The organism is Pseudomonas sp. TE3910 (assembly GCF_056279025.1).
The window spans coordinates 628208-652683 of record NZ_JBWBQN010000001.1 but is presented as its reverse complement, the minus strand read 5'-3'; the positions used below and the strand labels follow the sequence as shown (position 1 = coordinate 652683).

18 protein-coding genes are annotated in these 24476 nt (G+C 60.5%); 11 read left to right on the top strand and 7 right to left on the bottom strand.

Annotated elements, in window-relative coordinates:
- Positions 1 to 1572: 1572 nt before the first annotated feature.
- The 3 genes from ACZ9H3_RS02995 to ACZ9H3_RS02985 all read right to left on the bottom strand — a co-directional run bounded on the left by ACZ9H3_RS02995 (position 1573) and on the right by ACZ9H3_RS02985 (position 5505).
- A complete protein-coding gene (locus tag ACZ9H3_RS02995) occupies positions 1573 to 2850 on the bottom strand; it encodes a serine/threonine transporter (RefSeq protein ID WP_476219504.1) in 1278 nt (425 codons plus the stop codon).
- A gap of 284 nt (positions 2851 to 3134) precedes the next feature.
- Positions 3135 to 4337, bottom strand: a complete 1203-nt coding sequence (locus tag ACZ9H3_RS02990) for an amino acid aminotransferase (RefSeq protein WP_454241364.1) — start codon at positions 4335 to 4337, stop codon at positions 3135 to 3137.
- A gap of 136 nt (positions 4338 to 4473) precedes the next feature.
- Positions 4474 to 5505: an Ldh family oxidoreductase gene (locus ACZ9H3_RS02985; protein WP_476219503.1), complete on the bottom strand. Its 1032-nt coding sequence runs from the start codon at positions 5503 to 5505 to the stop codon at positions 4474 to 4476.
- Between the two features lie 146 nt (positions 5506 to 5651).
- Between ACZ9H3_RS02985 and ACZ9H3_RS02980 the strand changes: the two genes are divergently transcribed.
- The 7 genes from ACZ9H3_RS02980 (at position 5652) to ACZ9H3_RS02950 (ending at position 12071) form a co-directional block, all read left to right on the top strand.
- Complete coding sequence (locus tag ACZ9H3_RS02980; protein WP_330523744.1) at positions 5652 to 6521, top strand: MurR/RpiR family transcriptional regulator; 870 nt, start codon at positions 5652 to 5654, stop codon at positions 6519 to 6521.
- A gap of 31 nt (positions 6522 to 6552) precedes the next feature.
- Entirely contained in the window at positions 6553 to 7311 is a 759-nt protein-coding gene (locus ACZ9H3_RS02975; protein WP_065757860.1) for a transporter substrate-binding domain-containing protein, read from the top strand.
- Positions 7312 to 7426: 115 nt separating this feature from the next.
- Positions 7427 to 8146 carry an ABC transporter permease gene (locus ACZ9H3_RS02970; protein ID WP_409276958.1) on the top strand — a complete coding sequence of 240 codons (720 nt, stop codon included), beginning with the start codon at positions 7427 to 7429 and terminating at the stop codon, positions 8144 to 8146.
- Positions 8143 to 8853: an ABC transporter permease gene (locus tag ACZ9H3_RS02965; protein ID WP_065757858.1), complete on the top strand. Its 711-nt coding sequence runs from the start codon at positions 8143 to 8145 to the stop codon at positions 8851 to 8853. The genes ACZ9H3_RS02970 and ACZ9H3_RS02965 overlap by 4 nt, the downstream gene beginning before the upstream one ends.
- A gap of 27 nt (positions 8854 to 8880) precedes the next feature.
- Positions 8881 to 10122, top strand: coding sequence for an NAD(P)/FAD-dependent oxidoreductase (locus tag ACZ9H3_RS02960; protein ID WP_330523742.1), 1242 nt, complete (start codon positions 8881 to 8883; stop codon positions 10120 to 10122).
- A gap of 19 nt (positions 10123 to 10141) precedes the next feature.
- Positions 10142 to 10930, top strand: a complete 789-nt coding sequence (locus ACZ9H3_RS02955; RefSeq protein WP_330523741.1) for an amino acid ABC transporter ATP-binding protein — start codon at positions 10142 to 10144, stop codon at positions 10928 to 10930.
- A 331-nt stretch (positions 10931 to 11261) separates the two neighbouring features.
- Positions 11262 to 12071 carry a gamma-glutamyl-gamma-aminobutyrate hydrolase family protein gene (locus ACZ9H3_RS02950; protein ID WP_065757855.1) on the top strand — a complete coding sequence of 270 codons (810 nt, stop codon included), beginning with the start codon at positions 11262 to 11264 and terminating at the stop codon, positions 12069 to 12071.
- 179 nt (positions 12072 to 12250) lie between these two features.
- Here the strand turns inward: ACZ9H3_RS02950 and nfuA are convergent, their stop codons facing one another.
- Positions 12251 to 12835, bottom strand: coding sequence for a Fe-S biogenesis protein NfuA (nfuA, locus tag ACZ9H3_RS02945; RefSeq protein WP_065757854.1), 585 nt, complete (start codon positions 12833 to 12835; stop codon positions 12251 to 12253).
- 153 nt (positions 12836 to 12988) lie between these two features.
- Positions 12989 to 15289: a fatty acid cis/trans isomerase gene (locus tag ACZ9H3_RS02940; RefSeq protein WP_476219498.1), complete on the bottom strand. Its 2301-nt coding sequence runs from the start codon at positions 15287 to 15289 to the stop codon at positions 12989 to 12991.
- A 156-nt stretch (positions 15290 to 15445) separates the two neighbouring features.
- Between ACZ9H3_RS02940 and metH the strand changes: the two genes are divergently transcribed.
- Positions 15446 to 19153, top strand: a complete 3708-nt coding sequence (metH, locus tag ACZ9H3_RS02935; RefSeq protein ID WP_099774496.1) for a methionine synthase — start codon at positions 15446 to 15448, stop codon at positions 19151 to 19153.
- Positions 19154 to 19269: 116 nt separating this feature from the next.
- Positions 19270 to 19488, top strand: coding sequence for a DUF2970 domain-containing protein (locus ACZ9H3_RS02930; RefSeq protein WP_065757851.1), 219 nt, complete (start codon positions 19270 to 19272; stop codon positions 19486 to 19488).
- Positions 19489 to 19906: 418 nt separating this feature from the next.
- On the opposite strand, the gene ACZ9H3_RS02925 is transcribed toward ACZ9H3_RS02930, so the two are convergent.
- Positions 19907 to 20989 carry an ABC transporter substrate-binding protein gene (locus ACZ9H3_RS02925; protein WP_476219495.1) on the bottom strand — a complete coding sequence of 361 codons (1083 nt, stop codon included), beginning with the start codon at positions 20987 to 20989 and terminating at the stop codon, positions 19907 to 19909.
- 219 nt (positions 20990 to 21208) lie between these two features.
- On the opposite strand from ACZ9H3_RS02925, the gene ACZ9H3_RS02920 reads away from it, so the two are divergent.
- Positions 21209 to 22867: a nitrite/sulfite reductase gene (locus ACZ9H3_RS02920; protein WP_476219494.1), complete on the top strand. Its 1659-nt coding sequence runs from the start codon at positions 21209 to 21211 to the stop codon at positions 22865 to 22867.
- Entirely contained in the window at positions 22851 to 23345 is a 495-nt protein-coding gene (locus ACZ9H3_RS02915) for a DUF934 domain-containing protein (RefSeq protein WP_163936979.1), read from the top strand. The genes ACZ9H3_RS02920 and ACZ9H3_RS02915 overlap by 17 nt, the downstream gene beginning before the upstream one ends.
- 98 nt (positions 23346 to 23443) lie before the next feature.
- Here the strand turns inward: ACZ9H3_RS02915 and ACZ9H3_RS02910 are convergent, their stop codons facing one another.
- Positions 23444 to 24337 (bottom strand): EamA family transporter, encoded by an 894-nt coding sequence (locus tag ACZ9H3_RS02910; protein WP_409276950.1) that lies wholly within the window; start codon positions 24335 to 24337, stop codon positions 23444 to 23446.
- Positions 24338 to 24476: the final 139 nt, after the last annotated feature.

The window sequence follows — 24476 nt, the reverse complement described above, 5'->3', positions numbered from 1 at the left end:
TCGGCGCGTCCACGCGGGAGCGATGGCGTAAGGAAGGAACCCGAAGCGCAGCGGAGGGCCGGATGTCGGGACAGGGCGTTTTGCCCACTTTTGTGCCCTTCAAAAGTGGGTCGCCGTAAAAGGCGAAACCAGCCGGTGGTGCCACTGCAGGGAATGGATAAGTTCGCGAGACAAGTGCCACAAATTACAAACCTGTATCGCCGCTGATGGAAGCAGGCATATCCATTCACGATGTTGGGCCCGACACCCCGTTCCGCCTTTACGGCGTGTCACTTTTGTCGGGGCAAAAGTGACCAAAACCCCTCGTCCCAACATCCGGCCCTCCGCTGCGCTGCGGGTCCTCTCACTCCGGCAGTGCTCCCGCCGGGACCGCGCTGAAGGGCCTTCCTGGCCCTCAGCCCTTGCCAGGCATCCTTGCCTGGCACCCGACTACGCACTGCCTGCGTTCGACCTCCTGAAGGGACAATTTGGCGGCGCCTGCGAGGTCCGCGTATGGAAAAGCATTGGCGCCAAGGTTGGCGCCTTGATGAATAGCGTCGATTTCCTGAGTGGGCTTTGTTTTTCAGTGCGCGAAGTAGCAGGCGCTGCAGGGTGTCCCTTCAGGAGGCTGAGTGGAGCCGTCGCGTAGTGGGGTGCGAGGCATGGATGCCTCGCAAGTGCTGATGGGCCATGGATGGCCCGTCGGCGCGTCCACACGGGAGCGATGGCGTAAGGAAGGCACCCGAAGCGCAGCGTAGGGCCGGATGTTGGGACAAGGCGTTTTGCCCACTTTTGTGCCGTTCAAAAGTGGGTCGCCGTAAGAGGCGAAACCAGCCGGTAGTGCCGCTGCAGGACATGGATAAGTTCGCGAGACAAGTGCCACAAATTACAAACCTGTATCGCCGCTGATGGAAGCAGGCATATCCATTTGCGATGCAGGGCCCGACACCCCGTTCCGCCTTTACGGCATGTCACTTTTGTCGGGGCAAAAGTGACCAAAACCCCTCGTCCCAACATCCGGCCCTGCGCTGCGCTGCGGGTCCTCTCACTCCGGCAGTGCTCCCGCCGGGGCCGTGCTGAAGGGACAATTTGGCAGCGCCTGCAAGTTCAGCGCATAAAAAAGCAACGCCGAAAAGCCCAAAATCTTCGCAGGCAAGCAAAACAGCGAGCATCTGCTTGTCAGTGCGCGGAATGCCAGGCGCTGCAAGGCGTCCCTTCAGGAGGCTGAGTGGAGCCGTCGCGTAGTGGGGTGCGAGGCAGGGATGCCTCGCAAGTGCTGATGGGCCATGGATGGCCCGTCGGCGCGTCCACACGGGAGCGATGGCGTAAGGAAGGAACCCGAAGCGCAGCGCAGGGCCGGATGTCGGGACAGGGCGTTTTGCCCACTTTTGTGCCGTTCAAAAGTGGGTCGCCGTAAAAGGCGAAACCAGTCGGTAGTGCCGCTGCAGGGAATGGATAAGTTCGCGAGGTGAGTGCCAATAGCCACAAACATGCGTCGCACCTGATGACGACAGGCATATCCGTTTGCGATGTCGGGCCTGATACCCCGCCGGGGCGATGCTGAAGGGCCTTCCTGGCCCTCAGCACAAGGCATCAGCCCAGCAGCGAATACACCAGCGCCGAAATGGCCACCAAGCCCACCGCGACCACAAACACGTTGGACAGCGCACCGCTGTACTGACGCATGGCAGGTACACGACGGATGGCGTACATCGGCATCAGGAACAGAATGGCTGCGATGACCGGCCCACCAAGGGTTTCGATCATGCTGAGGATGCTTGGATTGCGTGTGGCAACGATCCAGCACACCACCAGCATGAACGCTGCGGTAACCCGGTCCAGCGCCTTGGCACCCGGGCGCCAGCCGCTTTTGACGATCATGCCCTTAAGGCCTTCGCTGGCACCGATGTAGTGACCCAGGAATGACTTGGAAATGGCCACGAAGGCAATCAGCGGCGCGGCAAACGCAATGGTCGGGTTACTGAAGTGGTTGGCCAGGTACGACAGGATCGACAGGTTCTGCGCCTTGGCTTCGGCCAGTTGGGCTGGCGTCAGGGTCAATACGCAACTGAACACGAAGAACAGCACCATCACCACCATCAACAGGTGGGCACGGGCCAGGATCTGCCCGCTGCGGTGCTCAGCGTTCACACCGTAACGGCGTTTCTGGTCGACAGCGAAGGCCGAGATGATCGGTGAGTGGTTGAACGAAAACACCATCACCGGAATCGCCAGCCACAGGGTATGCAGAAACGCAGAGGCCGACGGTACTTCGCTGGCCGTCGTCAGGATGCCGCCGCTCCAATGGGGAATGAGGAACACCGCCAGAAACGCCAGGGCGACGATAAACGGGTACACCAACAGGCTCATGGCTTTGACGGTGGCCTGTTCACCACACCGTACTACGGCCAACAAACCGAGGATCAGCACAAGGGACAGCACCGCACGCGGCGGCGGCGCAAGGTGCAACTGGTGCTCCATGAAGCTGCTGACGGTGTTGGTCAAGGCCACGCTGTAGATCAGCAGGATCGGGAAGATCGCAAAAAAGTACAACAGTGTGATCAAGGCACCGGCCTTGAGCCCGAAGTGCTCCTCTACGACCTCAGTGATATCCGCGCCATCGCGGCCTGACAACACGAAGCGGGTCAGCCCACGGTGAGCAAAGAAGGTCATCGGAAATGCCAACAGCGCCAGGACCAACAGCGGCCAAAAACCGCCGAGACCTGCGTTGATCGGCAGAAACAAGGTGCCTGCACCGATAGCCGTGCCGAACAGGCCCAGCATCCAGGTGGTGTCATGACGGGCCCAGTTGCCAAGGGCAACAGGGGTCGATTCAAAGCGTTGATCAACGCTTGGGGCCTGCTCGTTCATCCGGGTGCAACTCCACTCGCAAGACTACAACAGGGCCAGGAGCTGCGAGACAGACGCCTCATCGCTCCCAACCTATAGTAAGGGGGCGCGATTTTGCGCTGATTGGTTGCACTTGCAAAGTGCTACCAGAGGAACGGTTGCACCTAGTGCAACATCACCCAGGAAAACAACGTCAAACCGGTACTACCTCATCACAGGCAGGCCAGCCCCCACGCGGCTCGGTGAGCGCCGGGAGCAAGGCTTGCCTGCGAGGGTATCAGTGAGGTGTCAGCACAGGCGCGGCGTTACGCCTGACGCTGCACCGCAGCAAACGCCTTCGCCACCTGCTGCAGGTTGTCCGGGCGCAGGCCCGCCATGCACACCCGGCCGCTGTCGATCAGGTACACACCAAATTCGTCACGCAGACGACGAACCTGCTCGACGCTGAAGCCGGTGTAGCTGAACATGCCGCGCTGACGCAGGAAGAACTGGAAGTCCTGACCCGGCAACAGCGCGGCCAAGGCGTCGACCAGCCCCTGGCGCATCTCAAGAATACGCAGGCGCATCTGTTCCACTTCGGCTTCCCACTGGGCATTCAGGCCTGCGTCGCCGAGCACGGCTGCGACCAGTTGGGCTCCGAAGTTCGGTGGGCTGGAATAGTTGCGACGCACGGTGGCCTTGAGCTGGCCCAATACGCTTTGTGCACTGGCCACGTCGTCGCAGACTACCGACAAGCCGCCTACGCGCTCGCCATACAGCGAGAAGATCTTCGAGAACGAATTGCTGACCAGGCAGGGTACGCCCGCACGGGCAACTTCACGGATGGCGTAGGCATCGTCTACCAGGCCTTCGCCAAAGCCCTGATAGGCAATGTCGAGGAACGGGATCAGGCTGCGCGCCTTGACCACCTCGATCACCTGCTGCCACTGCGCCTGGCTCAGGTCGACACCGGTAGGGTTATGACAGCATGGGTGCAACAGCACAATGCTATTGGCCGGCAGGGTCTGCAACGTCGCGAGCATGCCGTCAAAATTCAGCCCGCGGCTCTGCTGATCAAAGTACGGGTAGGTGTTGACCTTGAAACCTGCACCTTCAAAGATTGCGCGGTGGTTGTCCCAGGTCGGATCACTGACCCAGACCTGCGACTCCGGGAAGTAACGCTTGAGGAAGTCAGCCCCTACTTTCAATGCACCCGAACCGCCAACGGTCTGCACGGTAGCCACACGTCCACCCTCTACCGCAGGATGACCGGCGCCGAACAGCAGGGTCTGGATAGCCTGGCGATAGCTGCCCAGGCCTTCCATCGGCAGGTACAGCGACGCCTGGTGAGGCTGGCCGGCCAGGCGTTTTTCCGCCTCGGCCACGGCGCCCAGTTGCGGCACCACACCGGCAGCATCGTAATACAGACCGATACTCAGGTTGACCTTGTCGGCACGAGGGTCGGCCTTGAAGGTCTCCATCAGCGAGAGAATCGGGTCGCCGGCATAGGCATCAACATGTTTGAACACAGCGTGCAGCTCCTTGGGTCAGGACAGTTCGGACTAACAGCTGTCGCGAGGATACCTGTACTGAACGCCAAGGAACATGTCTTCGCGTGCAACTCGTCAGTGCAGCGCTGCACGGCCCCGCATCGCCGTCATCGGCTCATTGCTCTCCCGCAAGGGCGCGCAACTGCTCCAGCTCCTGCACCGTCAGGGTCACGCCCTGCTGCGCCGACAACTCGCGCTCGCGATAACGCCGCTCACCCGGCATACGTTTCAAGCCCACCTCATGCATCTGGTTCACCAACTCGCGGCTGCGCTCGGCAAAGCGATTACCCACTGATTTGGCAGGATCGATAACAATGATCAATTGCCCGGTCCAGGGCGTCTTGGCACCGGGGTGCTGCGACCAGTCGAACTCGAACGAGAAGTGACCGCCCGTCAACGCTGCTGCCAGCAGCTCGACCATCATCGACAACGCCGAACCCTTGTGCCCACCAAAAGGCAGCAGCGCCCCACCCTCCAGAATCGCCTTGGGGTCACAAGTCGGCTGGCCGTGGCTGTCCACCCCCATACCCTCCGGCAATTGCTCTCCCTTGCGCGCAGCAATCTGCACGTCGCCGTGGGCCATGGCGCTGGTGGCCATATCAAAGACAATGGGGTCGCTGCCCGCGCAAGGTGCAGCGAAGGCGATCGGATTGGTGCCAAACAACGGCCGTTGCGCACCATGAGGGACCACGCAGGTCATGCTGTTGACCACGCTCAGCGCAACCAGCCCCTCTTCGGCGAACGGCTCTACGTCGGGCCAGAGAGCCGCAAAGTGGTGGGAATTGTGAATGGCCAGCACCGCCACACCGGCACTGCGCGCCTTTTCCACCAGCAACCCACGGGCAGCGGCCAGTGCAGGCTGAGCAAAACCACCCTTGGCATCAACCCGGACATAACCAGAGGCGACATCTTCGACGTCTGGCTGCGCCTTGCCGTCTACCCAGCCACTGGCCAGGGTCGATACATACCCCGGAATGCGAAAAACACCGTGGCTGTGGGCGCCGTCACGCTGAGCGCTGGCGCAGTTGTACGCCAGCGCGTCGGCAACGGCCTCGCTGGTACCGTGACGAACGAAAATCCGATGCAGCAAAGCCTGCAGTTCGGCAAAGGCAAGGTGCGCGACTGCAGTATCAGGACGTGCGGACATCTGAAGCTCCCTTGTTGGAATTGGACTGGGCTACAGCGATGAGCAGGCTGGAAACTCTCGCGCAGTGACAGCTATCTGTCAAATGTTGACTTGATGACAGAAAACATTCATTTTCTTCGTCAAGCGCAACCCCGTGAGAGTCGTCCGTGAGCCAACCGATCAAACAACGCCTGGAAAGCAGCCTGCAGAACGCCTCGGCGTCTGGGCGCAAGATCGCCACTTACATGCTGGGCAACCTGCATGAACTGCCTTTCCAGACCGCTGCCAGCATCGCCGACAAACTTGGCATCAGCGAGTCCAGTGTCGGCCGTTTCTGCCGCGCACTGGGCTATGAGCACTTCAAGGCGCTCAAACACGACCTCAAGAATGACCTGGGCGATGGCCCCTGGCTGGTTGGTGATCGCCTGCAAGAATTCCGCCAACAACGGCGCGAGTCTGAAGAAGGTGCCTCTCGCAGCTTTGAACTGGAAGTAGCAGCCTTGGTGCGGGTGCATGAATACAGCCACACCGCGCTTTGGCACAGCGTCGCCCAACGCCTCTCTGAACGACGGAAGATATTCGTCGCCGGCTTTCAGACCGAGCGCGGCATCGCCCTGTGCATGGTGCACCTGCTGCAATACCTGCGTGATGGCGTGCACGCCGTCGACGGCAGCGCCGGGCACTTTGGCGACGTGCTGCTCAGCCAGCCGGACGACTGTGCCCTGGTGGTGTTCGAGGCGCGCCGCTACTCACGCCATGCCCTGAACCTGTGTCGCAAGGCGCAGGAAGCGGGCATCCCGGTAACACTGGTTACCGACACCTTCTGCGACTGGGCCGATGCCCACGCCGACGAAGTCTTTCGTATACCCACCGATTTCAATCTGTTCTGGGAGTCCACCGCGACGATGCTGTCGTGGGTACACCTGATGGTCAACGAGGTCTGCAAGAAACTCGGACCGGATGTTGAAAAACGCTTGGAAGCCACTGCCGCTCTACACAACGAATTCGTTGGCTACACGTCAACGAGCAAACAATAGCCAGAGTGCAAAATACCAATCGAGGTACATGATGAAACGAGTCGTCCACCTTGCAAGCGCTTGCGTACTGATGCTCGCCGGAATCGGCGCAGCCCAGGCAGAAACCTTGAAAATCGCCACCGAAGGCGCTTACCCCCCGTTCAACTACGTCGACTCGGATAACAAGCTGCACGGCTTCGACGTCGATATCGCCAACGCCCTGTGCGAACGCATGCAGGTGCAATGCACCCTGGTCGCCCAGGACTGGGAAGGCATCATTCCGGCACTGATGGCCAAGAAATACGATGCCGTGGTCGCGTCGATGATCAACACCGAAGAGCGCCGCAAGAAAATCGCCTTCACCAACCACTACTACAAGACCCCCCTTTCGGTCGCCGTGGCCAAGGACAGCAAGATCACCGACGCACAGACCGACTTCAAGGGCTACACCGTGGGCGCGCAATCGTCCTCGACCCAGGCCATCTATGCCGAAGACGTCTATGGCAAGGCCGGCGCCGAGGTCAAGCTCTACCCTACCCTTGATGAAGCCAACGCCGACCTCGCCGCAGGCCGCCTGGATGGCGTGATTGCCGACAAGTTTCCGCTGATCGAGTGGCTGAACAAGTCCGGCAAGGACTGCTGCAAGTTCATTGGCGATGTCAAAGGCACCACCGCCGATGCCTCGATCGCCGTTCGCAAGGACGACGACGCCCTGCGCGAACGCCTGAACAAGGCGCTGGACGAGATCGTCGCCGACGGCACCTACCAGAAGATCTCCAGCCGCTACTTCGACTTCGATATCTACCAATAAGCCCCACATCCCTGCAGGAGCCGGCCTTGCCGGCGATAGGCGCCAGGCCTAGATCGCGGTGACAACGCGTCGATGCCATACCGGCTCCTGCACGGTCTAAAAAGAGGGTTCGAGCATGATCGAACAACTGTCACTGCTGTCGTTTGCCAGCGGCGGCTGGGGCCAGGCATTGCTGGCCGGCGCCGTAGTCACCATCAGCCTGGCCCTGGCCTGCCTGCCCATTGGCTTGCCCCTGGGGCTGGGTGTCGCCCTCGCCGCCCGCTCGCCAAAGCGCTTCCCGAAGGCTGCAGCTACCGTCTTCTCCACCGTGTTCCGGGGCCTGCCAGAGCTGCTGACCCTGCTGATCATCTATTACGGCTGCCAGATTGCAGCACAGAAAATCCTCGCCGCCATGGGTTATGAAGGTGAGGTGCTGATCAACACCTTCCTGGCCGCGATGATCGCCTTCAGCTTCGTCTTCGCCGCCTTTTCCAGTGAGATCTGGCTGGCAGCGTTCAAGACCGTGCCCAAGGGCCAATACGAAGCATCGGCGGCGCTGGGCCTGAGCAAGACCACAACCTTTCGCAAAGTGGTGTTTCCGCAACTGGTACGTATCGCCTTGCCCGGCCTGTCGAACAACTGGCTGTCGCTGCTCAAGGACACGTCGCTGGTCTCGACCATCTCCTTGGTAGACCTGATGCGCCAGACCAACCTGGCGGTCAGCGTGACCAAGGAGCCCATGTTCTTCTATGCCGTCGCCTGCTTCGGCTACCTGCTGTTTTCGGCCCTGTCGGGACGCGCCTTTAACGTTATCGAGCGGTATTTCAGTCGCCACCTGCGGAGCGCACGCCCATGACTTTCGATGATCTGCTAAGGCTGTTCCTCGATCCCGAACTGCTGGAGCGCTACGGCCCGCGCTTTGTCGATGGCCTGCTGGTGACCGCCAAACTGGTGGCAATCTCGTTCACCCTCGGCGCAATCCTCGGCCTGCTGCTGGCCCTGGCGCGGCTGTCGAACAACCTGGTCGTGCAGCGCCTGAGTGCCGGCTATATCTACTTCTTCCGCGGTTCGCCGCTGCTGGCCCAACTGTTCATGCTGTATTACGGCCTGAGCTCCTTCAAGGGCTTCTGGCAGGACGTCGGGCTCTGGTGGTTTTTCCGCGAGGCGTGGTACTGCACCCTGCTGGCGTTCACCCTGAACACCGCCGCCTACCAGGCCGAGATCTTCCGCGGCAGCCTGATGGCGGTCGCTCCCGGGCAGTATGAAGCCGCCAAGGCACTGAGCCTGAAGCGCTCGACCACCTTCTTCAAGGTCATCCTGCCCCAGTCACTGATTGTCGCCGTTGGCCCACTGGGCAACGAATTGATCCTGATGATCAAGGCCAGCGCCATTGCTTCGCTGGTGACCATCTATGACCTGATGGGTATCACCAAACTGGCCTTCTCGCGCAGTTTCGACTTCCAGATCTACCTCTGGGCTGCAGTGCTCTACCTGCTGATCGTCGAGATCGTGCGACGCAGCCTCAAACACATCGAAGGCCGTCTGGGCCGTCACCTGCGCTAAACCGTGCAGCCTTTCGAGGACCGTTCCATGCAATGCCAAACCATCGTTCTGGGCGCCGGTATCGTCGGCGTCAGCACCGCCCTGCACCTGCAAGCCCGTGGGCGCAAGGTGATTCTGATCGACCGCGCCGAGCCTGGCAGCGGCACCAGCCACGGCAACGCCGGGCTGATCGAGCGCTCCAGCGTGATCCCCTACGCCTTCCCCCGCGAGCTTTCCCGCCTGCTGCGCTACAGCCTGAATCGCCAACCCGATGTGCGCTACAGCCTGCGCTACCTGCCCAAGGCTGGCCCCTGGCTACTCAAGTACTGGCAGAACTCCTCGCCTGCCGGTGTCGCCGTAGCCACCCGCGCCATGCTGCCACTGGTAGAACGCTGCGTAGAGGAGCACGACGCCCTGATCGAAGCTGCCGAGCTCGGCGACCTGATCAAGGCCAAGGGCTGGATCGAGGTGTACCGCAATGCCGAGGCCTTTGCCACTGCACAGGATGAGGCCCATGCGCTCAAGCCCTACGGCCTGCGCTACGAGATCCTCGACCGCCAACAACTGCACGCCCGCGAAGTCGATCTCAGCGAAAACGTCGTTGGCGGCATCCACTGGCTGGACCCCAAAACAGTCAGCGACCCAGGTGGCCTGACGCGCGGCTATGCCGCACTGTTCGTCAAACGCGGTGGCCAGTTCATTCATGGCGACGCCCGCACCCTGCGCCAGGTGGCCGGCGATTGGCAGGTCGACAGCCGCCAGGGGCCGATCAGCGCGGCTGAGGTCGTCATCGCCCTTGGCCCGCAAGCCGCCGATCTGTTCAAGCCGCTGGGCTACAGCATTCCGCTGGAGATCAAGCGGGGTTACCACGCCCATTATCGCCCCCGCGCTGGTGCCGAGCTGACGCACTCGATCTGCGACGTACAGGGTGGCTTCGTATTGGCCCCCATGGTCAAGGGCATCCGCCTGACCACCGGCATCGAATTTGCCGCCAGCGATGCGCCAGCCAATCAAATCCAGCTGGAACGTTGCGAGGCCATCGCACGCAAGCTGTTCCCTCTCGGCGAGCGCATCGAAGCCGAGCCTTGGCTGGGGCGTCGTCCATGCCTGCCGGACATGCGCCCGGTCATTGGCCCGGCACCGCGTCACAAAGGCCTGTGGTTCAACTTCGGGCATGCTCACCACGGCCTGACCCTGGGCCCGGTCAGCGGCCGCTTACTGGCGGAAATGATCACCGGTGCCAAGCCTTTCACCGACCCTGCGCCCTACAGTGCACAGCGCTTCAACTGACTTCGGGAGAACAATAACAATGCCTAGCCCCCTGAGCCTTGCCACTGCCCAACCCATCGCCCAGCCCGACCCACGCAACGTCGTGGTGAAGATTGAAGGCCTGAACAAGTATTACGGCGCCTACCATGTACTGCGCGATATCGACCTGCAGGTACGCGAAGGCGAGCGCATCGTCCTCTGCGGGCCTTCAGGCTCGGGCAAGTCGACACTGATCCGCTGCATCAATCGCCTGGAGATCGCTGAAAAGGGCACGATTCGGGTCAATGATACCGACCTTGCCGAAACCACCCGCCAAGCCGCTCAAGTACGCAGCGAGATCGGCATGGTGTTCCAGCATTTCAACCTGTTCCCGCACATGAGCGTGCTCGACAACTGCACCCTGGCGCCCATGAGCGTGCGTGGCCTGTCACGCCAGGAAGCCGAGGAGCGCGCACGTTTCTACTTGAACAAGGTCGGTATCGAAAGCCAGGCAGGCAAGTACCCCAGCCAGCTCTCTGGCGGGCAACAACAGCGGGTGGCGATTGCACGGGCACTGTGCATGAAACCGAAAATCATGTTGTTCGACGAGCCCACCTCGGCACTCGACCCGGAAATGGTCGCCGAAGTACTGGACGTGCTGGTAAGGCTGGCCGACACCGGCATGACCATGCTGTGCGTTACCCACGAGATGGGGTTCGCCCGCCAGGTGGCAGAGCGCGTACTGTTCCTGGATGGTGGCCAGATCATCGAGGACAGCCCGCCTGAGGCGTTTTTCAACAACCCTCAAAGCGCACGGGCCAAAGGCTTCCTTGCGCAGATCCTGCACTGAGCCAAGGGCCTTGCGCGATCCTGTCTCGCCAAGGCCCATACTCCCGCAGCGCGCGCCAAAAACGTTAAATATAATGAACTACAAAAATCACAAATTACCTCTATATTTCAAACACTTAGCAAGCTGAACGGCAAAATTAGTAGCTTACTAAGCAATAATTTTACACAAAGCTGTTTGACATATTTAACGGCGCTGGCAAGCTATGTAACAGGTTTCGACTGGAAACAGGCCATTGCGTGCCTTCCGGCAGTGCTCGAAACCTCAGGTAGCATCAGGCTGGATCGATGCGCCTGCACAACAATGACAGGCTGCGCCTGTCCAAAGGTGACATATGCCCAACAGCAACATTGGCAATAAGAATCAGACCCTCCGCAAGCCCGTCGTCCTGATGACCATGGGTGCCCAGGAGCGCAAGGGCCACGACTATCAGGTCATGACCCACAAGTACATCGTTCCACTGGTCGAACTGGCAGGTTGCGTACCGGTTCTGGTACCGACCTGCTGCGGTGCCGACGACCTTGAGCAATACCTGAACATGGCCGACGGCGTTTACCTGACCGGTGCGGGCAGCAACATCGACCCAAGCCTTTACGGCCAGGAAAACCACACCCCAGGCAAAGCCCAGGACAAGGCTCGCGACCTGTTCGACATCCCGTTGGTGCATGCCGCAATTGCGCGTGGCCTGCCAATCTTCGGTATCTGCCGCGGCATGCAGGAAATCAACGTCGCGCTGGGTGGCGATATCTATCAGAAGGTCTACGCCGAACCAGGCTTCAACGACCATCGGGAAAACCCGGAAGACCCAGTGGACATCCAGTACCAGGCTGTACACGGCGTACGCCTTGCACCGAACAGCTGGTTGCGTGAACTGTTGCAGACCGATGAAATTCGCGTCAACTCGCTGCATGGCCAGGGCTTGAAAACCCTCGGCAAAGGCCTTGAGCCTATCGCCCACGCCGAAGACGGCCTGGTCGAAGCCGTCCATGCACCCAGCCTGTCGCCGTTTCTCTTCGCCGTGCAGTGGCACCCGGAGTGGCAAGCGGCGAAAAACCCGGACTCGGTCAAGATGTTCCAGGCCTTCGGCGATGCCTGCCGCCAACGCGTGCGCCTTGCACTAAAAAAGCCTGAAATCGCAGCCTGAGTGCTGCGATGCATCGCCAGCAAGGCCAACTCACACTGAGAGCCAACCTTGCTGGCGATACAGAGGCGACCATCATTCGTTGCGAATGACACGCCCACCCTTCTTTTCCGACTGATCGACTGCGCTAACGCGCAAAGGCGCTGGCAGCGCCAGGCCTTTGTCAATCTGTCGCAAACACCCTAGTAGTAGGCGTTCTCTTTCTGAGAGTGGTCGGTGACGTCACGTACGCCCTTGAGCTCGGGAATACGCTCAAGCAGGGTACGTTCGATGCCTTCTTTCAAGGTCACGTCAGCCTGGCCGCAGCCCTGGCAACCACCGCCGAACTGCAGTACGGCAATGCCGTCATCAACCACCTCAATCAAACTGACCTGACCGCCATGGCTGGCCAGCCCTGGGTTGATCTCGGTTTGCAGGTAATAGTTGATACGCTCGTTGATAGGGCTGTCGGCATTGACCATCGGCACCTTGGCGTTCGGCGCCTTGATGGTCAGTTGACCACCCATGCGGTCAGTCGCGTAGTCGACCAAGGCATCCTCAAGGAAAGGCTCGCTGACCGCATCGATCCAGGCGGTGAAGCTCTTCAGGCCCAGGGCGGTATCTTCGGCCTTCTCTTCGCCCGGCTTGCAGTAGGCGATGCAGGTCTCGGCGTACTGGGTGCCCGGCTGGGTGATGAAAATGCGTATGCCGATGCCCGGAGTGTTCTGCTTGGACAGCAGGTCAGCCAGGTAATCATGCGCAGCATCGGTAATCGTTATGGCACTCATTGAAGTGGTTTCCTCACAGACTTGGCGGCAGTTTACGCCAACCTGACGCGCGAACAAAGTCCCAGTATTTTTGTCGGAAAAACAACAGCCGCTTCGGGCATCCTGAGCAGAAAGCCCAAACGCCGGAAGCGGCCTGATGAAGGGAGAATCGCCCTAGAGGTTTTCGTAGCGGTTCATGTCCAGCACACCCGCTTCCACTGGCTCGGTTTCCTTGATGTAGGTGCTCAGGTCATGGAAATACTGCCAGAACTGCGGATGACTGCGGCGTACACCCCAACGCATGACAATACGCTCGAATTTGGCGGTGTCGTCACGGGCCGCTTCCATGTCCTCGACAAACTCCGGTACATCCCTGGCCGGAATATTGAACATGAAGTTCGGGTAGCTGCTCATCACGCCGGGGTAGAGGGTCAAGGTATCCAACCCCAATTGGTACCGCGACTCCTCGCCCAGCATGAAGGCAACGTTGCTGTGGGCGTGGTTGCGCAGCATGGAGTAGACCTGCCGCTTGCCGCCCTCGCCTTCGATACGCAGCATGGTCGCTTCCGGCAACTGGTTGATCACCTTCAGCCCCGCTGCAGGACGCGAAGCCAAGCGGCTCAGCGACTGTTCGACATCGCGGAACTCTTCAGTCATCTGTGGCCGCGAGCAGTAGGCGCCATGGCAGCGATTGATCGGGTCAGGGGCTGCGTTGAGGCTACCGGTCCGCTCGATCAGCTTGAGGCCAAAGTCACGTTTCGGGTCACGCTTGTCCAGCTTCAGGGCGCTCGGGGTGCTGGTGTCGATCTCCTCGTAGTCCATCCACATTTTCACCTTGCCGCCGTTCTGATACCAATCGCTGAGGATGGCACCACGCTTGTTGGCCGGCATCAGGCGCAGGAAGTTGACCTCGGCGCCATTGCGGATCAGATCGAAGTACAGACGGGTCTGGGCCTGGTGCGACACGTTGCCGAACACATCGAAGTTCACCGCCAACTGATAGTAGGTACGCTCGAACAGCGGGTAGTCGAACAGCCACAAGGTCAGCGGCACATCACCAATGAGGCCCTTGTTGACCGAGGCACTGTCAAAATGCCGGAAGATGGTCAGCAAGGCATTGTCATTACCCGCCCATAGGCTTGACCAGCTTGGCGCCGGCATGTCGGCATAGGCTTCACGGCGCAGGCTTTCATACTCGTTGCGCTTGTCACGGTAGGTGTGCCAGAGGGTCAAGATACTGCCAACATCGTCGATCTGCCCAGGCATTGCCAGCAATGGCGTGGCTTCAGCGCGGTACTTGGCATCCGTCAGGTAGCGATCATGGGCCGGCTCCTGGAACAGCGCCCAGAAGTGGTCACGGATCACGTCAGTGGCGATCTGACCGCGGCACACCGGGCCGCGAATGAAGGTGCGGACGAAATACTCGGCGTTATCCAGCATGAACTGATAGCGCGCTACCGCCGGGATCGCCTCGAACGTCTCGAACGGGTTGGCGCGGTGGCGCGGACCATAGCCCGGCAGCGCAGCCGCGTGCCAGTCGCCACTGTAGAACAGCTGTTTGACACGTTTGAGCTTCTGCGGCCCCATCGGGTAGGTGATGTGGGTCTTGTGTACGATGACGCCTTGTACAGGCATCAACCGGTAGTAGAAGTCGGTGCCAGGCGGATCGTTAGGCCGACGCGTGGCAATCAGGTCAATCGGTTGGCCACTGGGTGTACGGGAACGTACCCATTGGAAGAAGTGCCCCGGCTCCCCGCCAACAAAGTAAATGTGTGCCAGGAACAGGTGTTCATACAGCCAGCGGCCTACCAGCGCTTCGGTCGAACCCGGGCTGTTGAGCAGCGTTTCCCATTCCTGGATCTGTGCCGCCTCCTTGGCGCTGGGCTGGATCGGGTTGTGCTCAACTGGCGCACCCGCCGCCAACCAACGCTGCAGGGTCTGGTACTGGGCATCGGTCAGGCCGGTGACCGCCAACGGCATGCCCTCACGGGGATGCGCCTTGGCATAGGCGTCGAACTCGCCGGGCAGCGGGCAGACATTTTCCCGGTTCAAGCCCAGCACGATGTCTTCAGGCAGCTTGGCGTTTGGCTTCAGCGGGGTTGAATGCCCCAGCTCCAGCATCCGCGCCATCAGCGCGGCCTGGCTGCCCTGGTTATCCAGCACCGAGTAGAAGCCCTTGCGCCGCCAGGCATCGACACTGTGGGCGTCGTAGAACAATCGGGTCGGGGGCACTGCAGTCGTGCGGTTGCCCTCGTAGACCGGTACCTTCGAAGCGCCGCGCTCGGCGCCTTCAGCACTTTCCAGCTTGAGCTGGCAGGCGGCATCGTTGCAGGCATGGCAGGCAACGCATTTCTCAGTGAAGATGGGTTGAATGTCCCGGGTATAGGAAATAGCCGGGCTGGATTGAGGCGCTTGCCCCAACGCCATGCCACTGATCAGCAGCGCGACGGCGCCGGCAAGTAAACGATGCACCATGTGCCAATTGTCCTGGAAATTAAAAGCCTCACGATTCTACCGGTGGCAGCACCGCGCCAACATGAATGAAATTCATGCAAATCTGTGGCACGTCTAAAAACCGCGCAGCTTTGTTATTATTCCGCAACTTTTGTCTTTGCCCGACCAGGTAGTCCTATGTCTGACCGCAGCGCTCGTTTCCAAGCACTTCAGAAAGCACTCAAAGAGCGCATCCTGATCCTCGATGGCGGCATGGGTACTATGATCCAAAGCTACCGTCTGGAGGAACACGACTATCGTGGCACGCGTTTCGCCGACTGGCCCAGCGACGTCAAGGGCAACAATGACCTGTTGCTGCTGTCGCGCCCCGATGTCATCGCCGCAATCGAGAAAGCGTACCTGGATGCCGGTGCCGACATTCTGGAGACCAACACCTTCAACGCCACGCAGATCTCCCAGGCCGACTACGGCATGGAAGCGTTGGTGTATGAACTGAACGTCGAGGGCGCCCGCATTGCCCGCCAGGTGGCCGACGCCAAGACCCTGGAAACCCCGGATCGCCCACGCTTCGTGGCCGGCGTGCTCGGCCCGACCAGCCGCACCTGCTCGATCTCCCCGGACGTCAACGATCCCGGCTACCGCAACGTCACGTTCGACGAACTGGTGACCAACTACATCGAGGCCACCCGTGGCCTGATCGAAGGCGGTGCCGACCTGATCCTGATCGAAACCATCTTCGACACCCTCAACGCCAAAGCGGCAATCTTCGCCGTGCAGCAGGTGTTCGAGGAAGACAATGTCGAATTGCCGATCATGATTTCCGGCACCATTACCGATGCCTCGGGCCGCACCCTGTCCGGGCAGACGACCGAAGCGTTCTGGAACTCGGTACGCCATGCCAAACCGATTTCGGTGGGCCTGAACTGCGCCCTGGGTGCCAAGGACCTGCGCCCGTACCTGGAAGAACTGTCGAGCAAGGCCGATACCCAGGTCTCTGCACACCCTAACGCCGGCCTGCCGAACGCGTTCGGCGAGTACGACGAAACCCCGGCGGAAATGGCTGCCGTCGTTGAAGAGTTCGCCGCCAGCGGCTTCCTGAACATTATCGGCGGCTGCTGTGGGACCACGCCTGCGCACATCCAGGCGATTGCCGAAGCAGTGGCCAAGTACCCGCCACGGGCTATTCCAGACATCCCCAAGGCCTGTCGACTGTCGGGCCTGGAACCGTTCACCATCGACCGCAACTCGCTGTTCGTCAACGTCGGTGAGCGCACCAACATCACCGGTTCCGCCAAGTTCGCCCGGCTGATCCGCGAAGAAAACTACACCGAAGCCCTGGAAGTCGCCCTGCAGCAGGTCGAAGCCGGCGCCCAGGTCATCGACATCAACATGGACGAAGGGATGCTCGACTCCCAGGCGGCCATGGTCAAGTTCCTCAACCTGATTGCCGGCGAGCCGGACATCTCCCGCGTACCGATCATGATCGACTCCTCCAAGTGGGAGGTGATCGAAGCGGGCCTGAAGTGCATTCAGGGCAAGGGCATCGTCAACTCGATCTCGATGAAGGAAGGCGTCGACGCCTTCAAGCATCACGCCAAGTTGTGCAAGCGCTATGGCGCTGCCGTGGTGGTGATGGCCTTCGACGAAGTCGGCCAGGCCGATACCGCCGCGCGCAAGCGTGAAATCTGCCAACGCAGCTACGACATTCTGGTCAATGAAGTGGGCTTCCCCCCGGAAGACATCATTTTCGACCCGAACATCTTCGCCGTGGCCACCGGCATCGAGGAGCACAACAACTACGCTGTGGACTTCATCGAAGCCTGCGCCTACATCCGCGACCACCTGCCCCATGCACTGTCCTCGGGCGGTGTGTCCAACGTGTCGTTCTCTTTCCGGGGCAACAACCCGGTCCGTGAAGCGATCCACTCGGTGTTTCTCTACCATGCGATCCAGAACGGCCTGACCATGGGTATCGTCAACGCCGGTCAGTTGGAGATCTACGATGAGATCCCCCCTGCCCTGCGCGAACGGGTCGAGGACGTGGTACTCAACCGTACCCCCGAAGGCACCGACGCCCTGCTGGCCATCGCCGATGACTACAAGGGTGGCGGCGCCACCAAGGAAGTCGAAAGCGAGGAATGGCGTTCACTGCCCGTCGGCAAGCGCCTGGAGCACGCCCTGGTCAAAGGCATCACTGCGTTTATCGTCGAGGACACCGAGGAATGCCGCCAACAGTGCGCACGCCCGATCGAGGTCATCGAAGGCCCGCTGATGAGCGGCATGAACGTGGTCGGTGACCTGTTTGGCGCTGGCAAGATGTTCCTGCCGCAAGTGGTCAAGTCGGCACGGGTGATGAAGCAGGCGGTGGCCCACCTGATTCCGTTCATCGAAGCCGAGAAAGGCGACAAGCCGGAAGCCAAGGGCAAGATCCTCATGGCCACGGTAAAAGGCGACGTGCATGACATCGGCAAGAACATCGTCGGCGTGGTGCTGGGCTGTAATGGCTACGACATCGTCGACCTCGGCGTGATGGTGCCGGCCGAAAAAATCCTGCAAGTGGCCCGTGAGCAGAAGTGCGACATCATCGGCCTGTCCGGGCTGATCACGCCGTCACTGGACGAAATGGTGCATGTCGCCCGCGAGATGCAGCGTCAGGACTTCCACCTGCCGCTGATGATCGGCGGCGCGACCACCTCCAAGGCGCACACAGCAGTCAAGATCGAGCCCAAGTACAGCAACGACGCCGTCGTCTACGTCACTGACGCCTCGCGTGCCGTCGGCGTCGCCACGCAGTTGCTGTCCAAGGAACTGAAAGCCGGCTTCGTCGAGCGCACCCGCCAGGAGTACGTCGAAGTACGTGAACGTACCGCCAACCGCAGCGCCCGCACCGAGCGCTTGAGCTACGCTCAGGCCATCGCGGCCAAGGCATCGTTCGACTGGGCGGGCTATCAGCCGGTCGTGCCGACTTTCACCGGCGCCAAGGTACTGGAAAACATCGACCTGAACGTACTGGCCGAGTACATCGACTGGACGCCGTTCTTCATCTCCTGGGACCTGGCGGGCAAGTTCCCGCGCATCCTCACCGACGAAGTGGTCGGCGAAGCGGCCACGGCGCTGTACGAAGACGCCCAACAGATGCTGCGCAAGCTGATCGATGAAAAGCTGATCAGCGCCCGGGCAGTGTTCGGCTTCTGGCCGGCCAACCAGGTCAACCACGACGACATCGAAGTCTATGGGCAGGATGGCCAGCCGCTGGCCTTGCTGCACCATCTGCGCCAGCAGACCATCAAGACCGACGGCAAGCCAAACTTCTCCCTGGCCGACTTCGTGGCACCGAAAGACAGCGGCGTGACCGACTATGTCGGTGGTTTCATTACCACCGCCGGCATTGGTGCCGAAGAAGTCGCCAAGGCCTATCAGGACAAAGGCGACGACTACAGCTCGATCATGGTCAAGGCACTCGCCGACCGCCTGGCCGAAGCCTGCGCCGAATGGCTGCACGAACAGGTGCGCAAGCAGTACTGGGGCTACGCCAAAGACGAAGAACTGAGTAACGAAGCACTGATCAAGGAACAGTACCTGGGCATCCGTCCGGCCCCTGGCTACCCTGCCTGCCCGGACCACACTGAAAAAGGCACCCTGTTCCAACTGCTCGACGGTACCGAAATCGGCGAGCAAGGCCAGAGCGGCGTCACCCTGACCGAGCACTATGCAATGTTCCCGGCAGCTGCGGTCAGCGGCTGGTACTTCGCCCACCCACAGGCGCAGTATTTCGCCGTGGGCAAGGTCGACAAGGATCAGGTGCAGAGCTATACGGCGCGCAAAGGCCAGGACCTGAGCGTCAGCGAGCGCTGGCTGGCACCCAACCTGGGATACGACGCTTAAGCATCGGTCATCGGTCATCGGTATGGGCGGTTGCAGGGTCGACGTTGTGTCGCGCCCTGCAGACGCTCCTTGAGGGGCTACACTGTGGACAGGCCTTCCGCCCACAGGAGCTGATCATGGACGACCCCGCCCAAGGCAAGCCACCGACCTTCTGGCAAATGCTGCAAAGCGTGCTGGCCGCCGCCTTCGGCGTGCAGAGCAACAAGAACCGCGCGCGCGATTTCACCCACGGCAAACCCAGTCACTTCATTGTGCTGGGTACGCTGTTCACCTTGCTGTTTATTCTGGTACTGCTGGGGTTGGTAAAACTGGCCCTGCACCTGACCGCCGCCTGAAACGCAAACCGCCCGCAGGTATCCATGCTGCAGGCGGTCTCATGCTACCCAGCGGGTGATGTCACTGATGACTGACCCAGTACACGGCTGTCACGACCACCAGGATGATCAGGCAGAGTGTCGCCCAAGCGTCGACATGACTGTCACTCTTAACCGACTTGGTTGAATTTCCCATTGCATCGCCTCTTGTAGTGGTTATGGGAATGCATGACACCTGTAGCAGTTAAGCCCAGCGATGCCCTTTGCTCAAGCCAGGTCTTTTGGCTGTTCGTCGGTTAGGGTATGTATGAAAAGTCTTGAGACGAAGGTCAGGCAAGGCGAAAACAGCCGAGGAAGCGGAGTTTACGGGTTGTAAATGAGCATTCCGAGGCTGTTTTCAACGCAGCATCACCGAGTATCAAGGCTTTTCGTACAGAGCCTAGTAGTCCACCGGCGCCGTCAGGAATGGGTAGCGAAAACTGCGCGCCTTGCCTTCGGCGCTGAAACGATTGAAGTCCAGGCCATAGTCGGGCTCGTTGACCAGCTTCAGCCAGCGCCGGGCTCGAGCGGGATCAATGAGCTGAAGCACAGGCACCTGGTACCGATGCTGGCCATCGCGGCTGATCGGCAACCCGAGCGCATCGTCGTGCAACAACACCATGGCCCAGCCACCGAGTGTGAAATGCCCACCCATGAGTACGCTAAGGCGCCCGTCGATACGCGCCTGCAAGGCCTCTGGCGAGCTGTTGACGGCGCTGAAGTAGACATCCTTGCCGGGTTTGCGCCCGGCTTCCTCGAACGCCTGCATCGCGCCAAAGGCCATTTCATCGTTAGCTGACCAGACCAGTCGGGTGTTCGGATAGCGATGCAGCAACTGACTGGCCTGCTCATACGCCCGTTCCCGACCCCAACCGCCATAGACCACCTGGCGAAGATTCACCTCGGGGTGCTCGGCAAGCGCCCGACGCATGCCGCGCTCGCGCAGTTGCGAGGCCGGGGTGATTTTCATCCCGGAAAACGCCAGCAAGTCGATTTGCTGGCCCTTCGCAGGCGCCGGCACCTGGGCAATCAATGCCGTGAGCATGCGATAGCCCGCCTCCTCGTCATTCGTGACCAGAGTCGCGATAGGTTGCGCGTATTTGTCCGGGCTGTCGGCAATGAGCCGCGTCTGGTCGGGCGTCAAGCCGTTGTTGACCAGAAACAGCTTTACCCCGCTGCCACGGGACAGGCGAATGATCTCTGGCGCTATATATTGCTCATTGACCAGCACCAGGTAGTCAGGGCGCTGCGGCCCCTCCAGCACTTGCCGTGCCAGCGTCATGGCACGCGCCGGCTCACGTTCGCTGTATTCGATCCGCAACTGCATGCCAAGATCGCTGGCAGCCGCTTGCATGAAGCGCGAGTAACTGACCCAGAAAGTCTCATTGGAGTACCCCGGGTTCAAAAAAACCACCGAGGGCGCCTGAGCATTGGCTGCCAATGGCAGACTCAGCAGCAGGCACTTAGCCAGAGCTTTCAGCATGGGGGACAGGCTCGCACAGAATAAAGCGGCGCAGTATAACGCCCCCAACCTGCCCTATGGCTAAACGCAACACAGTCTCACTTAGTCCAAATGGTTCTTTGCATATGCAAAAACTTCACTTTTGCGCATAAACACAAGCTGATATCTTTCCACAGCTCCGCTCCGGAGTGCGCGGCCGTGCGCGCGATTAGCTGCCTGCAGCCTGAAAACAGGACCCTTATGTACGTATACGACGAGTACGATCAGCGGATCATCGAGGACCGCGTCAAGCAGTTCCGTGATCAGACCCGACGCTACCTGGCCGGTGAGCTCAGTGAAGAAGAGTTTCGCCCCCTGCGCCTGCAGAATGGCCTCTATATCCAACGTTTTGCCCCCATGCTGCGGGTCGCGGTGCCCTATGGCCAGCTGACGTCGCGTCAAACGCGGATGCTGGCGAAGATCGCGCGCGACTACGACAAGGGCTACGCCCACATCAGCACCCGGCAGAACGTCCAGTACAACTGGCCGGCACTGGAAGACATTCCGGAGATTCTGGCCGAACTGGCTACCGTGCAGATGCACGCGATCCAGACCAGCGGCAACTGCCTGCGCAACGTCACCACCGACCAGTTTGCCGGTGTGGCCGCCGATGAATTGATCGACCCGCGCCCATGGTGCGAGATCGTTCGCCAGTGGACCACCTTCCACCCTGAATTCGCCTACCTGCCGCGCAAGTTCAAGATCGCCATCAACGGTTCGGTCAACGACCGCGCTGCCATCGAAGTCCATGACATCGGCCTGGAACCGGTGCGTAACGCAGCCGGCGATCTGGGTTTCCGTGTACTGGTCGGTGGCGGCCTGGGCCGTACCCCGGTGGTGGGTGCATTTATCAACGAGTTCCTGCCGTGGCAGGACCTGCTCAGCTACCTGGACGCCATCCTGCGGGTTTACAACCGCTACGGCCGACGCGACAACAAGTACAAGGCGCGGATCAAGATCCTCGTCAAGGCGCTCACTCCAGAAGTGTTCGCAGAGAAGGTCGAGGCCGAAATGGCTCACCTGCGTGGCGGCAGCACCACGCTGACCGAAGCCGAATTGCACCGCGTCGCCAAGCACTTCGTTGACCCTGAGTACAAGGCGCTGGAAAACCTCGACCACGAGCTGGTCGAACTCGAGCAGCAACACCCAGGTTTCGCCCGCTGGCGTGCGCGCAACACCCGTGCGCACAAACGCCCAGGCTACGTGGCTGTCACCCTGTCGCTGAAACCCACTGGCGTGGCCCCAGGCGACCTGACCGACAAGCAACTGGACGCCGTTGCCGACCTGGCCGAGCGCTACAGCTTCGGTCAACTGCGCACCTCCCACGAGCAGAACATCATTCTGGCCGACGTCGAGCAACGCCAATTGCACGCACTGTGGCTTGAGCTGCGCGAAAATGGCTTCGCCACCCCGAACATCGGCCTGCTGACCGACATCATCTGCTGCCCGGGCGGCGACTTCTGCTCCCTGGCCAACGCCAAGTCGATCCCGATTGCCGAATCCATCCAGCGCCGCTTCGATGACCTGGACTACCTGTTCGACATCGGCGAGCTGGACCTGAACATCTCCGGTTGCATGAACGCCTGCGGTCACCACCACGTGGGCCACATCGGTATTCTCGGTGTGGACAAGAAAGGCGAAGAGTTCTACCAGGTTTCCCTCGGTGGCAGCGCCAGCCGTGATGCCAGCCTGGGCAAGATCCTCGGCCCTTCGTTCGCCCAGGATGCCATGCCGGATGTGATCGAAAAGCTGATCGACGTGTACGTAGAACAACGTACCGAAGACGAGCGCTTCATCGACACCTATCAACGTATTGGCATTGACCCCTTCAAGGAGCGCGTCTATGCAGCGAATCATTAAGAACAACCAGGTCGTCGACGAAACCTGGCACCTGCTGCCCAAGGACGTCACCCTGGACGAGCTGAGCAACTGCGACGACTACATCGTACCGCTGCAGCTGTGGCGCGATCACGCCCATGCCCTCAAGGCCCGCGATGGCGGCCTGGGCGTGTGGCTGGACAGCGACGAAGAAGCCGAGGAAATCGGTGAAGATGCCGCCCAGTTCCAGGTCATCGCCTTGAACTTCCCGGCATTCACCGATGGCCGCAGCTACTCCAACGCACGTTTGCTGCGTGACCGGTACCAGTTCAAGGGCGAGCTGCGCGCAATCGGCGATGTGCTGCGCGACCAGCTGTTCTACATGGCCCGCTGTGGTTTCGATGCCTTCGCGGTACGTGCCGACAAGGACCCGTACGAAGCCCTGGAAAGCCTCAAGGACTTCTCGGTGACCTATCAGGCCGCCACCGATCAGCCGCTGCCGCTGTTCCGCCGCCGCTGATCGCGAAAGCCCGCAGATGCGGGCAACGCTGAGTCACACCAAAACACCCTGCAAGGCCTACGCCTTCGCAGGGTGTTTTTTTGCAGGCCAGCCGTGACTCAGGACACTTGCGCTTGAGTTGTACGCAAACGCTGCAGCAGACGAGGGCCAAACACGTTGATCAACAATCCGCCCATGACCAGCAATGCGCCCCAGCACTGCACATCGCTCAATCGCTCATCCAGCAGCAGCGCCGAGGAACTGAGCCCCACCACCGGTACCAGCAACGAAAATGGCGCGACCTTGCCCGCCGGGTGACGCGACAGTAACCGGCTCCACAGGCTGTAGCCGATCATAGTGGCGACAAAGGCCAGGTACGCCAGCGAGAGGATCGAGCTCAGGCCGATACCCCGCAGCGAAGCTTCAATCAGCGCCGGCCCTTCCAGCCACCAGGACAACGCAAAAAACGGCAGCGGTGGAATCAAGCCGCCCCAGATAACCAATGCAACCAGGTCCACATTGCCGAAGCGTCGGGTGATGATGTTGCCTATCGCCCAACTGGCGGCAGCACACAACGTCAGGATCAGGGCGAAAACCGGGACACTGGTACCGTTTTCACTGCCAATCAACACCAACCCACCCGCCGACACCAGCAGCCCCAGAACACTGGCCACACGCAGGCGCTCGCCAAGAAACATGGCGGCGAAAAACAGGGTGAAGAAGGCCTGCGACTGCAACACCAAGGACGCCAACCCCGGCGGCATGCCGTTACCCATGGCCTCGAACAGGAAGGCAAACTGGCCCAGCGAAATCGTGGCGCCGTAGGCAATCAGCCAGCGCCAGGGAAGCGCGGGACGCTTGATAAACAGAATCGCCGGAAACGCCACCAGCAAAAAGCGCAGCCCACCCAGCAGCATGGGCGGTAGCCCATCAAGGCCCACCTTGATCACCACGAAATTGACACCCCAGGCGATGATCACCACCAACGCCAACAGCAGATCCTTGACTGGCATCCTTCCCTCGCACGCCTTGTAATATGTCGAAACAGCATAGCCTTATGCGCGGGCCCGTCATACCTGCAACTGCCACCCGATAGTCTGTTTGCGTCATCGCTGCAGCCATTCAACCGCGCAGGAAAAAGGCCCGATCGTT